This is a genomic window from Paenibacillus polymyxa, from assembly GCF_018614975.1.
In the GTDB taxonomy this organism is placed as follows: Bacteria; Bacillota; Bacilli; order Paenibacillales; family Paenibacillaceae; genus Paenibacillus; species Paenibacillus polymyxa_E.
This window is the reverse complement of the sequence record NZ_JAGGNR010000019.1, coordinates 1-13080: the sequence shown is the minus strand read 5'-3', so window position 1 is coordinate 13080 and position 13080 is coordinate 1. Positions and strand designations below refer to the sequence as shown.

Below are 13080 nucleotides of genomic sequence, written 5' to 3'. Positions count from 1 at the left end.
ATGCCGATTAACAAAGATCTCAAAAAAATTCTGGTGATTGGTTCCGGTCCAATCGTCATCGGTCAAGCGGCCGAGTTCGACTATGCCGGTACACAAGCTTGCCAGGCACTGAAAGAAGAAGGCGTGGAAGTTGTACTCATTAACAGCAACCCGGCGACGATTATGACGGATACAAACATGGCTGACAAAGTCTACATCGAGCCAATCACACTGGATTTTGTAACCCAAATCATTCGTCAGGAGCGTCCAGACGGCTTGCTGCCAACACTGGGTGGTCAGACAGGTCTGAACATGGCTGTGGAACTGGCGCGTGCGGGAGTTCTGGAACGTGAAAATGTGAAATTGCTCGGCACACAGCTGACCTCCATCGAGAAAGCAGAAGACCGTGATCTGTTCCGTGATCTGATGCGTGAACTGGAGCAACCTGTACCGGAGAGTGTAATCGTAACGACACTTGAAGAATCACTTGAATTTGCAAATGAGATTGGTTATCCAATCATCGTGCGCCCAGCCTATACGCTGGGTGGAACAGGCGGCGGAATCTGTGCGAACGAAGAAGAGCTGCGCGAGACTGTGGTAGCGGGAATTCGTTACAGCCCAATTGGGCAATGTCTGGTCGAGAAGAGCATAGCAGGCATGAAAGAAGTCGAGTATGAGGTTATGCGGGACAAAAACGATAACTGTATCGTTGTCTGCAACATGGAAAACTTTGACCCGGTAGGTGTTCATACAGGCGACAGTATCGTCGTAGCACCAAGCCAAACCCTGTCGGACCGTGAATATCAAATGCTGCGTTCAGCTTCCCTGAAAATCATCCGTGCCCTGAACATTGAGGGTGGATGTAACGTACAGTTTGCACTGGACCCACACAGCTTCCAGTACTATGTTATCGAAGTCAATCCACGGGTTAGCCGTTCATCAGCTCTGGCTTCCAAAGCAACGGGTTATCCAATTGCAAAAATGGCTGCCAAAATTGCTATGGGTTACACGTTGGATGAAATCGTGAACCCGGTAACAGGCCAAACGTATGCTTGCTTCGAGCCTACGCTGGATTATATCGTGAGCAAAATCCCACGCTGGCCGTTCGACAAGTTCATCTCGGCGAACCGTAAACTGGGAACTCAGATGAAAGCAACAGGCGAAGTAATGGCTATTGGACGGACATTCGAAGAGTCGATTCACAAAGCCGTTCGTTCCCTGGAAATTGGCGTTCATCGCCTCTACCTGAAGGATGCCGAAACGTTGGATGAAGCTACCCTGAACGAGCGTCTGATCAAAGCAGATGATGAGCGTATCTTCCTGATTGCCGAAGCATTCCGCAGAGGTTATACGTTGCAACAGCTACAGGATCTGACCAAGATTGACTGGTGGTTCCTGGACAAAATCGAAGGTCTGATCGCATTCGAAGATCGCATTCGCGAAGAATCCGAATTGTCTTCTGACATTCTGTATCAAGCGAAACGCCTTGGATTCACAGACCGTGCCATTGCTGAACTGCGTGCGCAAGGTCAACCAGGAGGCACATTAACAACTGAAGCGGAAGTTAGAACTCGTCGGGAAGCAGAGAACCTGCGCCCAGTGTACAAAATGGTAGATACATGTGCAGCTGAGTTCGAAGCAACAACGCCATATTACTACTCAACTTACGAGACAGAGAATGAAGTGATCCCTTCAGACAAGAAAAAAGTTGTGGTGCTGGGTTCAGGACCAATCCGGATCGGTCAAGGGATTGAGTTTGACTATTCTACTGTACACGCAGTATGGGCATTGCAAAAAGCAGGATATGAAGCAGTCATTATCAATAATAACCCGGAGACGGTGTCTACGGACTTTAATACATCCGATCGTCTGTACTTTGAACCGCTCTTCTTCGAAGATGTCATGAATGTGATTGAACAGGAGAAACCAGTAGGGGTTATCGTACAGTTCGGTGGTCAAACGGCCATCAACCTGGCAGCACCACTGCGTAATGCAGGTGTAACCATTCTCGGAACGGACCTGGAAAGCATCGATGAGGCGGAGGACCGCAAGAAGTTCGAGCGTCTGCTCTCCCGTCTGGAGATTGCACAGCCAAAAGGTAAAACGGTCATTTCGATCGATGATGCGGTAGAAACAGCTCAAAGTCTGGGTTACCCTGTGTTGGTCCGTCCTTCCTACGTACTTGGTGGTCGTGCCATGGAGATCGTATACTCGGATGTAGAATTGCTCACGTATATGGAGCAGGCGGTTAAAATCAATCCGGAGCATCCGGTTCTGATCGACCGTTATATGATGGGTAAAGAGGTTGAGGTTGACGCCATCTGTGATGGTGAAACGGTATTGATTCCGGGGATCATGGAGCATATCGAGCGCGCAGGGGTTCACTCCGGTGATTCCATCGCGGTATACCCGCCTCAACACCTGTCCCAGGATCTGAAAGAGAAAATTGTAGAGATTACAATCAAAATTGCGAAAGAACTGAAAACGGTCGGGCTGGTTAACATTCAGTTTGTTATCCATGATGGCCAAGTATACATTATCGAGGTGAACCCGCGTTCATCCCGTACCGTACCATTCCTGAGCAAAGTAACCAACATTCCAATGGCGAACTTGGCAACACAAGCCATTCTGGGTGTGAAACTGAAAGATCTTGGTTATGTTGACGGGCTGTGGCCTGAGTCGGACCATGTATCTGTCAAAGTTCCGGTCTTCTCCTTCGCGAAGCTGCGTCGTGTTGAACCAACCCTTGGACCTGAGATGAAATCCACAGGTGAGGTTATGGGTCGTGACCCGAATTACGCTAAAGCGTTGTTCAAAGGTCTCATCGGCGCAGGAATGAAAATTCCGGCAACTGGAGCGATTGTTGTCACTGTAGCAGACAAAGACAAGGACGAAGCGGTTCCTTTGCTCGAAGGTTTCTACAGACTGGGTTACAAAATCATGGCTACCGGCGGAACAGCAGCTGCGCTTGAAGCAGCGAACATTCCGGTAACGACTGTGAACAAATTAAGTGAAGGTTCGCCGAACATTCTGGATATGATTCGCAGCGGCGAAGCAAACTTTGTCTTCAACACACTGACCAAAGGCAAAACACCACAGCGTGATGGATTCCGTATCCGTCGTGAAGCAGTAGAGAACGGCATTGTATGTATGACTTCACTGGATACGATTCGTGCGCTGCTGATCATGCTGCAAACGATCAACTTCTCTTCGGAGGCCATGCCTGCTTTTATAAAATAAAAAGTACTGATGAAGGACATCAGTCAGCCTGCGGGCTGGCGGGATGTCCTTTATATCGGGCAAAAATGGAAAAATGAGCAAGTGAGGGGAGCGCTGGTGATGAATCAAGCGAGTTTCAATGAAATGGCTGGCCGTCTGATGGTGGCACTGGATTATCCTGGAGCGGAAGAAGCAAAAGCATTGGTACAAGCTCTTCAGGGCATTCCCTGTTATCTGAAGGTGGGTATGCAGCTGTTCTACGCAGCAGGACCGGACTTTATTCGGGAGCTTAAATCCAAAGGGTACTCCGTTTTTCTGGATGTGAAAATGCATGATATTCCCAACACCGTTCGTGGCGGTGCTGAGAGTATCACGCGTCTTGGGGTAGACATGTTCAATGTGCACGCAGCGGGCGGAACCATCATGATGCGTGCTGCACGTGAAGGGGCTGAGGCGGCGATTGCTGCTGACCCTTCCTTACACAGACCCGAGATCATTGCAGTCACCCAACTGACCAGTACAAGTCTGGAAACGATGAATAACGAGATTGGCATTCCGGGAAGCGTGGAAGCTGCTGTGGTTCGTTATGCAGGACTGGCCCAAGAGGCCGGACTGGATGGAGTTGTTGCTTCTCCACTGGAAGTGCCCGCCATTCGGGCAGCGTGTGGCAGTGCTTTTCACACCGTTACACCAGGAATTCGTCCAGCGGGTAGTGGTCTGGGAGATCAGACACGCGTCTTGACGCCGGGTGAAGCCATCGCCAGAGGAAGCCATTACATTGTTGTAGGCAGACCCATTACAGGCGCTCCCAATCCGCGTGAAGCGGCAGAAACCATTTTGAAGGAGATGTTGAACGCATGATCGAACTAAATGAGATCCCGAATCATATTGCTTCCCAACTGTTGAAAATTAAAGCCGTGGCGTTGCGTCCGCAGCAGCCATTTACATGGACATCCGGTATCAAATCACCCATATACTGCGATAACCGCTTAACGATGTCCTACCCCGAGATTCGTAACGATATTGCTGAAGCCTTTGCAACGATTATTCGTAACCAATACCCGGATGCAGATGTCATTGCAGGTACAGCAACCGCAGGTATCCCGCATGCTGCCTGGGTGGCTCAGAAACTGGATCTGCCGATGGCCTACATTCGTGATAAAGCGAAAGGACACGGCAAAGAGAACCTGATCGAAGGTCTGATTACCGAAGGACAGAAAGTGGTTGTCATCGAAGATCTGATCTCTACAGGTGGCAGTTCGATCAAAGCAGCCGAAGCCGTACGCGTAGCAGGTGCAACACCGCTCGCCGTACTTGCCATCTTCAGCTACCAGCTGGATAAAGGTGTTAAAGCATTCGAAGATGCTGGAATTCCACTTCAGACGTTGTCCAATTATACGGCTCTGATGGATGTGGCTTTGGCTCAGGGAACGATTCAGGAGAGTGATTTTGAATTGCTCAAATCCTGGCGTGAAGATCCTTCTTCATTTGGTAAATAATATCATTGCATGATGCAATATGTGTTCAATGTTAAACGGTATCAAAATTGTAATGATTGCCGTCATAGCGGCAAAACCATCGAATATGCAAGAGGCATCCCATACATTGGGGTGCTTTTTTCGTTTGTTCATCAAAATATTAACTTTTTCGCTCTACCGTTGTAAAAAGCTTGTAACTTTTAGTTGGGATCGGTCGTTTATAATTCAGTGTAGGATGGAACAGATTTCTAATTTTAGGTTTTTTGAAGAAAATGATCGGGATTTCAAGAAAGGATGAGCGTGATTGCTGGCATGAAGAATTTATTTCTCAGAAAAAGACCTGCCAAGAGCCAGTCAGGCGATGAACATCAACAGGGGGAAACACCGTTGGAGGCATCGACGGAGTCGGGGGGAAATACATACATAGGTGAGCCAGCGCACCCGACAAGTGAAGCATCTTTATCTGAAAGTGGAATTGGTTCGGATGAAGTGGCTGCAGCTGCTGTCACTACCGTTGATGAACCCCAGAAGAAGATCAAACCAAAGAAGGAGTTGCTGCCTCCATATGATGGACCTGTACTGGAGGTGCGTAACGTGCATCGCAGTTTCCAGACAGGCAGTCGTATCATCCATGTGCTCAAAGGCATTGATATGGAAGTGAATCCGCAACAACTGGTCATGCTGAAGGGGCGATCGGGCTCAGGCAAAACTACACTGCTGAATATGCTCGGTGGACTGGACCAGCCTTCAAGTGGAGACATTCTGTTCTCCGGCCAGCCTCTTCAGGATTGGGGAGACCGACGGCGGACCGCTTTGCGGCGCAAGGAGATCGGTTTTATTTTTCAGGCGTATGCACTCATGCCCTTATTATCTGCTTGGGAAAATGTAGAACTGTCGCTGCGCATGGCGGATGTACCGCGAGCGGAGTGGAAGGACAGGGTTGACCATTGTCTGGATCTGGTTGGACTGTCCAAACGGGTGAAGCACCGTCCTTTCGAGATGTCCGGGGGAGAGCAACAGCGGGTGGCTATAGCCAAGGCGATTGCCCATAGACCCAGATTGTTGCTTGCGGATGAACCTACAGCGGAACTGGATTCCAAGATGGGCGCTCAGGTCATGGCCGTATTCCGCAATATTATTGAAGTAGAACAAGTAACGATATGTATGACTACACACGATCCTACAATTTTGGAGGTTGCGGACCATGTTTATGAAATGGCGGACGGCAGATTTATCAAGTAGTAAAGGGGCCGCTCCGAAGAGGGGGAAACGCGCAGCACTTATTGTACTTGGTGCGATAATGGTTGCAACGATGTCCGGCTGCTCATTGCTGCCGTCAGAAACAGAGGAAGAAGTGCTTCCGCCTATTACACCACCAACGATCTCCAAGAAACCGGAGTATGAAGTCCGGACGGAAACGTTGGAGAAAAAAGTAAGTGGCAGCGGCAAGATGATGAGTCAGCGGGAAGAGAAAGTGTACTTCACGCTTGATGGCATGCATGTCAAAGAGCTGAATGTTAAACCGGGGGATAAAGTGAAAAAGGGTCAGCTTCTCGCGGTGCTCGATGTGGAGAGTGTGGAGAAGGAGATTCGTGGCAAGAAACTGGCTATTCGCAAATCCGAAGTTCAAATGAAAGAAACACTCCGCAAGAAGGATGAGATGGACCCGGTGGAGTTCGAAGAAGCAACGATTGCGTTTGAGGAACTGCGCCAGGAACTGGCCGATCTGGAGGAACAACTGGGTAAAGCCACGTTGACAGCTCCGTTCGGTGGCACCGTAATTGCTGTGCAGGTTGAGAAGGGCGCAGCCGTGAAAGCGTATGATCCGATTGCTACAATTGCGGATACATCGAATCTGGTTGTGGCTGCAACCTTTGCCAAGGAAGATCTGGAGAAGTTCTCAGCCGGGATGAAGGCAGAAGTGGACATTAATGGTGCCGGTAAAGTCGCTGGCAAAATTAAAGTTATGCCTACCGCGGAAGCATCGGGAAGCGGAAGTGGCGAAGGGACGGGTGAAGGCGCTACGCCTCCAACCAAGGAAACGCTGGATAAGTATGTTATCGTTACACTTGCAAAAATGCCAAAAGGCGTCGAACGTGGCACACCACTATCAGTCTCGATTGTAACGCAGCGTACCGAGAACGCGATTGTGATTCCTGTATCCGCTTTACGCTCCATCGGTTCAAGAACGTACGTACAAGTGGTGGAGAGTGATGGCAGCAAGCGTGAAGTGGACGTTGAAGTTGGACAGCAGACGTCGACAGATGTCGAGATTCTGAAAGGTCTGACCGTAGGCCAGAAAGTAGTGGGACGCTAATGGGGCTGCCATTGCTTCGGCTGCTGTTCCGCAAAATGTGGAACACGCGCTGGATGACCTTCAGCACACTGATCGGATTGATTGTGGCGGTAGCGTTCACCGTCAGTATTCCAATGTATGCCGATGGTGCGTTGAAACGGGTCGTCGCGCAAACGCTGCAGGATAACAGTGAAGGATTGCCAGCCGGTTCATTGCTTATGAGTTATCAGGCACCCGGTGGAGTCAAGACAGACACACGGGGTCTGGATGAAGTCGATCGTTATATTCGTGAGGATGTTCCTCGCGACATCGGGTTTCCTTTTCATACGTATGTGAATTCCAGATCTATTCGCAGCACAGAGGTGAGCCCGGAAGATCCAACCAAAGTGGATGCCAGCAGGGCGCGCAGTATGAGTCTGGGTACGATGAGTGGGCTGGATGCACAGGTGAATTACTCTGCCGGGGTGAAACCTGGCAACCAGGTTAAGGACGATATTATCGAGGCAGTCATGTTGGAAGAGGGCATGTATCGTAACGATCTGCATATCGGCGATATTCTGGAATATCCGGTGTATAGCGGCCTTGATATTACGTTACGTGTGAAGATTACGGGGTCCTTCAAGGCAGATGATCCAAACAGCCCTTACTGGGTACAGGGATTTGACGGCATGATGAATGGACTCTATGTGGATGAATCGGTCTTTAATGATGTTTTACTGAAGGAAAAAGGCATTCCACTTCAGAATTCACGCTGGTATTATGCCTTTGACCTGAAAGACATTCAAACCAGTCAGCTATCAGGTCTCACGTCCATGCTGGAAAGGCTGGATATCGATCTGTATCAGCGGCTGAAAGATACAAAAGTGGACATTACTTTCGGTGATCTGCTCAAGCAGTTCCGCAGTCAGAGTCTGCAATTGCAGACCATGTTGTTTACCTTGGCAGCACCGATGATTGCGATGGTCTTTTATTTTATTGCAATGAACGCCAGACAGTCATTACAGAAGCAAGAGAGTGATATTGCGGTATTGCGCAGCCGTGGAGCTTCAGCTCGGCAGATCTTCTCTCTTTACCTGCTTGAAGGTATATTCCTGGGCGTTATTGCGTTGATTATTGGACCGTTTCTCGGTTGGTTTATGGCCAAGAGTATCGGTTCAGCAAGTGGCTTTCTCTCGTTCGTAGATCGGAAGTCCATTCCGATTGGCGTATCCAAAGAAGCCATCCTCTTGGGCGTAGCAGCGGTGCTTGTTGCGATCATCGCATCACTTATCCCTGCAATAACCTATGCACGGGCAACCATTGTATCTGCCAAACGGCGGCAAGCGCGAACAGACCGCGCTCCAGTATGGCAACGCTGGTTCCTGGATGTTGTGTTGCTGGGTCTGGCTGGATATGGATACTACCTGTTCTATGAACGTCAGATGCTGACCTTCCAGACCGGAATGACAACCGATCAGTTGCAGGTACAGCCGTTTCTGTTTTTTGTACCCGCACTCGCGATCTTTGCGCTTGGACTATTCTTCCTGCGCTTGTTTCCGTGGATATTGAAGCTCATCCAGTTGATCGGTCGCAAGTTTCTCCCGGTCCCGCTGTATCTGACATTAACGCAGTTATCACGTTCATCATCTTCTTATTATCCGTTGATGATCCTTCTTGTATTGACACTGGGACTTGGGGTGTACAACTCGGCTGCGGCTCGGACGATTGATCTGAATTCCACTGAGCGCACCTTGTACCGTTATGGTTCTGATGTAATTATGCAAACGGTATGGGAGGGAACACCTGAGATCAAGCCGACTGGTTCTGGACAAGGCGGCGGTTCAGGTGGTGGACAGCAAGGTGGAGGAGGCGGTGCTGGAGGTTCTGGAGGTGGCGGCGCATCTGGTGGTGGAAATGGCGGCGGAGCCTCGGGAGGCGGCGGTTCTTCGCAGCCAAGCAAAGTGATTTACTCCGAGCCTCCTTTTGAAGTTTTCCGCAGCCTGGATGGTGTTGAACATGCAGCACGAGTGCTGCAGACCAAAGGCAATATTATCGTCTCTGGTAAATCGGGCGGGCAGGGGATGCTGGTCGGAATTGATAATGTGGACTTTGCTCAAGTGGCGTGGTTCCGCAACGATCTGTTCCCGGCACATCCCTACAAGTACCTTGACTTGCTTGGTAAATATGAAGGGGCTGTATTGATCTCTTCCAAATTTGCTGACAAGTTCAAACTCAAAACGGGAGATCTCGTCTCCATGGGTGTACAGGGACAGGCGATTGAATTCGTCGTGTTCGGGATCATTCCTTACTGGCCAGCCCAATATCCGGATCAGATGCCATTCTTCGTTGCCAATCTGGATTATATCTATGATCAGGTGCCTTTGATTCCTTATGAGGTGTGGCTGAAAATGGAACCGGATGCCAAAGTGACTCCATTAATGGAGAAACTTGCAGCAGAGGGAATTGAGTTATCTTCTGTGCGTGACGTCCGCACTGAATTGGTATCACAGGGTAAACACCCGTCAAGAGGTGGCGTATTCGGGATACTGAGCCTTGGATTCCTGGTATCGGTTATTATCTCGTTGATCGGATACGTGCTGTACTGGTTCTTCAATTTATCCGGGCGTGTTGTGCAGTTTGGTGTATTACGAGCCATGGGGTTATCCCGGGCACAATTGAGCGGTATGCTGCTGCTGGAGCAGGTATTCACAGCGGGGCTATCGATCCTGCTAGGTATTGGGATTGGTCAGGTATCCAGTCGTTTATTCCTGCCATTCCTGCAAACGACGGATAATGTATCTGCTCAGGTACCTCCGTTCCGGATTGTGTTTGAACAGCAAGATATGTTGCAACTGTATGGGGTCACCGTAGTGATGCTGGTCATTGGTGCAACGATGTTGCTCTGGCAGATTCGCAGGCTGCGGGTTCACCAGGCGGTCAAAATGGGAGAGGAGAGGTAAACGTGATCCAATGCGAAGGACTTGTCAAAATTTTTAAATCCAGCGATGTGGAAGTCGTTGCCCTTCAGGGTCTCAACCTGACTGTTAATCAAGGTGAAATGATGGCGATCATCGGTAATAGCGGTAGCGGTAAATCCACGTTGCTGAACATTCTGGGCGGACTTGATCGCCCTACGGCTGGTACCGCGGTTGTGGGAGACTGGGATTTGCTCAAGATGACAGATGCCCAATTGGTCGAATACAAACGTCATACGGTAGGTTTTATCTGGCAAAATAACGGTCGTAACTTGCTGCCTTATCTCACTGCACTGGAAAATGTGGAGACTCCCATGATTCTGGGAGGCAAGCGTGATCGTGCTTACGCGAAACAGTTGCTCGAATGGGTAGGCCTTAAGGATCGGATGCATAACAAATTGCATCAATTGTCAGGAGGAGAGCAACAACGGGTAGCGATTGCGATCTCATTATCCAATCGTCCCAAAATTCTGCTTGCAGATGAACCTACCGGTTCGGTCGATTCCGAGACATGTGATACAATCATGGGCATTTTCCGAAGAATGAACAAGGAACTCGGCGTTACGATTGTCATCGTTACCCATGACTTGACGCTTGCTGGCAAGGTGGACCGGATCGTTGCGATTCGGGACGGCTTGACCAGTACCGAGTTTGTGAAGCGCAACCCGAATCTGGATGATGAGCATAACTTGTCCGAGGCGGGTATGCCAGACATCCATGAAGCATTTGTCATTATTGACCGTGCAGGACGACTTCAGGTGCCAAAAGAGTATCTTGAGGCCTTATCCATTGATAACCGGGCTACATTGGAATTTGACGGTGAACGTATTGTCATTACACCGCCAAGATAATTAAGAGGGGGAACTGGGAAATGAAGAATAGTATGTGGGGAAAACGTGTGCTGGCTGTCATCGCTACTGCAACGCTAGCACTGCCGCTGATTGCCGGCTGTACGGCAAGTGAGGCCAAGGATACGGAGCAGCGTGTATTACGTGTGGCTACATTGTGGGGAGGACAGGATGACAGTTACTTCCGTCAGCAATTTACCGATGCTTTTGAACTGACACATCCCAATGTAACAATCGAGATTGTAGCTGCTGTTGATCAGAGCAGTATGTATGGGTATGGTAACACGGAAGAACAGCCGGAAGTCCCGGATACGATGGAGAGTCTGAAGAAGATTATGACTGGGGATAACCCGGTTGACGTTATCGTGGCCGATACCGCTACAGTGAAATCATTAATTCAGGAGAATCTGGTGAAACAGTTGGACCCACTGATGCAGGAAGATAAGTTTGATACCAGTGATATCGTGCCTAGTGTACTGGAGGGAATTAAGGACCTTGGGGATCAGAGCATCTATGCATTGACACCAACGTTTTCCTCCTCGGCTCTGTTCTATAACAAGGGCATATTTGAAAAAGCAGGCGTGGAACCGCCAACGGATAACATGACATGGGACGATATTTTTAATCTGGGTACCCGACTTATAAAAGGCGAGGGTAAAGATCACGTATTTGGCTTCTCCTTCACCACATATCAGGGTGGTTCGCCTTACCACTCCATGCAACAGTACTATAGCTCTTTGCAACTGAAAACGTTTGATGATAAAGCGGAGAAGATGACAGTGGATTCTCCTCAATGGGAGAAAGTGTGGAGCACCATCAGCAAACTTGCCATTGACAAAGTGATCCCTAAAGGCGACGAACCACAGGATCAGGATCCAAGTGGACGTTATGATCCAGTACAGGGTGACCTGTTCCTGAGCGGCAAGGCAGCCATGGTTATTGGTGATTACAGCTATATTAATCAATTAATTGATGCCAATAAAAATGCGGATAAAATGAAAGACTTTACGAAAGTGGATTGGGAGGTGGTGACACCTCCAGTTCACCCGGAAGCTCCTGAGATTGGAGGTAGTATCTACCTGAGCAACCTTATGGCAATTAACAGTTCGGCTCAGAACCCGGATGATGCATGGGAACTGATCAAGTACATGAACAGTGAAGATTGGGCCAAGATCAAGGCACGTAGCAGCTATGAGATGGTATCAAGAAAGAGCTTTATTAAGCCCAAAGATGGCCTGGATTATAACATTCAAGCATTCTATGCGCTGAAGCCGGTTCCGCCAACAAATACCAATCTGGATAAAATGTATCAAAAATCCCCAGGCTTATGGCAAGTAAATGAAAAAGGTATGGAATATTTCAACCAAGTACTAGAGAACAAAAAGACACCAAAAGAAGCGCTTGGTGAGTGGGCAGCTAAAGGAAACGAGATGCTGGAAAAATTGAAAAAGGATCCTAAAGCTACGTTTCAATGAGATTGGATGAAGTAGTCATATCATAAGTTATGGATAGCCGCTGAAGATTTTAATCTTTAGCCGGCTATTTTTATGAAAATGGGGTATTCTACAAAAAGCAGGAATAAATGACGACTCCGGAAAGGACGAGCGGTATGCACTGGGTATATTTCAGCAAGTTGTATGCAACCAAATTTCAGGCAGGATGTTTGGCCAAACGAATGGAGCAGGACGGGTGGATCTACGGTCACAATGAACCGGCAGAAGTCGAAGTTTATCGTTCACGTAAAGGTCGTTATGGTGTGCGTTTTATTCCCTGACATTACCCCTTGACTTATTAGGATAGAATGGTGTATATTAATTAAGTCGCTGTTTTAATATTTCTTACTGACGCGGGGTGGAGCAGCCCGGTAGCTCGTCGGGCTCATAACCCGAAGGCCGCAGGTTCAAATCCTGCCCCCGCAATTTAGTTTTACTGGATGATTTACAGCCATCATCTGCACGTTATACATTTTTGTTCAGGGCCCTTAGCTCAGTTGGTTAGAGCGGTCGGCTCATAACCGATTGGTCACAGGTTCGAGTCCTGTAGGGCCCATACTCTTAAACCCCTTGCTATGCAAGGGGTTTTTTCTGCTTGCGCGCCTAGCCAAGCTAGACACAACTAGCCGGTGAAAGTCCGGTCGAGGTAAGAGCCAAGTCGCCTCGTAGCTGACGGGCAGCTGGTGGAGAAATCCTAAGGTTGAAGCCCCGTGACAAAGTAACTTCAACACGAAGTGCGAGCAAATCCACAGGCCGTAACATGAAGTGAATCCTTCCGCATGGTTAAAACTAGCCTTGTTTTTAGCACAAAGG

General features: G+C 48.9%; 9 protein-coding genes and 2 tRNA genes. All 11 read left to right on the top strand.

Annotated features, from left to right (window positions below):
• The 11 genes from carB to J7E78_RS17450 all read left to right on the top strand — a co-directional run bounded on the left by carB (nt 1) and on the right by J7E78_RS17450 (nt 12823).
• A complete protein-coding gene (gene carB / locus J7E78_RS17500; RefSeq protein ID WP_215077496.1) occupies nt 1-3219 on the top strand; it encodes a carbamoyl-phosphate synthase large subunit in 3219 nt (1072 codons plus the stop codon).
• 99 nt (nt 3220-3318) lie between these two features.
• Nucleotides 3319-4059, top strand: coding sequence for an orotidine-5'-phosphate decarboxylase (pyrF, locus tag J7E78_RS17495; protein WP_285229453.1), 741 nt, complete (start codon nt 3319-3321; stop codon nt 4057-4059).
• A complete protein-coding gene (gene pyrE, locus J7E78_RS17490; protein ID WP_215077495.1) occupies nt 4056-4697 on the top strand; it encodes an orotate phosphoribosyltransferase in 642 nt (213 codons plus the stop codon). The genes pyrF and pyrE overlap by 4 nt, the downstream gene beginning before the upstream one ends.
• A gap of 273 nt (nt 4698-4970) precedes the next feature.
• On the top strand, nt 4971-5918 hold the full coding sequence (locus J7E78_RS17485) for an ABC transporter ATP-binding protein (RefSeq protein WP_215077494.1): 948 nt from the start codon (nt 4971-4973) through the stop codon (nt 5916-5918).
• Nucleotides 5881-6993 carry an efflux RND transporter periplasmic adaptor subunit gene (locus J7E78_RS17480; RefSeq protein ID WP_215077493.1) on the top strand — a complete coding sequence of 371 codons (1113 nt, stop codon included), beginning with the start codon at nt 5881-5883 and terminating at the stop codon, nt 6991-6993. The genes J7E78_RS17485 and J7E78_RS17480 overlap by 38 nt, the downstream gene beginning before the upstream one ends.
• Nucleotides 6993-9911, top strand: coding sequence for an ABC transporter permease (locus tag J7E78_RS17475; protein WP_215077492.1), 2919 nt, complete (start codon nt 6993-6995; stop codon nt 9909-9911). Before J7E78_RS17480 ends, J7E78_RS17475 begins: the two co-directional genes overlap by 1 nt.
• A 2-nt stretch (nt 9912-9913) precedes the next feature.
• Nucleotides 9914-10777: an ABC transporter ATP-binding protein gene (locus tag J7E78_RS17470; RefSeq protein WP_036614799.1), complete on the top strand. Its 864-nt coding sequence runs from the start codon at nt 9914-9916 to the stop codon at nt 10775-10777.
• A gap of 20 nt (nt 10778-10797) precedes the next feature.
• The gene (locus J7E78_RS17465) at nt 10798-12249 is read left to right on the top strand and encodes an ABC transporter substrate-binding protein (RefSeq protein WP_215077491.1); all 1452 of its coding nucleotides are present in this window, start codon (nt 10798-10800) and stop codon (nt 12247-12249) included.
• A gap of 107 nt (nt 12250-12356) precedes the next feature.
• The gene (locus J7E78_RS17460) at nt 12357-12548 is read left to right on the top strand and encodes a hypothetical protein (RefSeq protein WP_047843730.1); all 192 of its coding nucleotides are present in this window, start codon (nt 12357-12359) and stop codon (nt 12546-12548) included.
• A 71-nt stretch (nt 12549-12619) separates the two neighbouring features.
• A tRNA-Met gene (locus J7E78_RS17455) sits at nt 12620-12693 on the top strand.
• A gap of 56 nt (nt 12694-12749) precedes the next feature.
• Nucleotides 12750-12823 (top strand) — tRNA-Ile (locus tag J7E78_RS17450).
• The last annotated feature ends 257 nt before the right edge of the window (nt 12824-13080 follow it).

What these genes read in the sequence shown, in the direction of transcription:
- carB (WP_215077496.1), top strand. Translation starts at nt 1, where the DNA reads ATGCCGATTAACAAAGATCTCAAAAAAATTCTGGTGATTGGTTCCGGT.
- pyrF (WP_285229453.1), top strand. Translation starts at nt 3,319, where the DNA reads ATGAATCAAGCGAGTTTCAATGAAATGGCTGGCCGTCTGATGGTGGCA.
- pyrE (WP_215077495.1), top strand. Translation starts at nt 4,056, where the DNA reads ATGATCGAACTAAATGAGATCCCGAATCATATTGCTTCCCAACTGTTG.
- J7E78_RS17485 (WP_215077494.1), top strand. Translation starts at nt 4,971, where the DNA reads ATGAGCGTGATTGCTGGCATGAAGAATTTATTTCTCAGAAAAAGACCT.
- J7E78_RS17480 (WP_215077493.1), top strand. Translation starts at nt 5,881, where the DNA reads ATGTTTATGAAATGGCGGACGGCAGATTTATCAAGTAGTAAAGGGGCC.
- J7E78_RS17475 (WP_215077492.1), top strand. Translation starts at nt 6,993, where the DNA reads ATGGGGCTGCCATTGCTTCGGCTGCTGTTCCGCAAAATGTGGAACACG.
- J7E78_RS17465 (WP_215077491.1), top strand. Translation starts at nt 10,798, where the DNA reads ATGAAGAATAGTATGTGGGGAAAACGTGTGCTGGCTGTCATCGCTACT.
- J7E78_RS17460 (WP_047843730.1), top strand. Translation starts at nt 12,357, where the DNA reads ATGACGACTCCGGAAAGGACGAGCGGTATGCACTGGGTATATTTCAGC.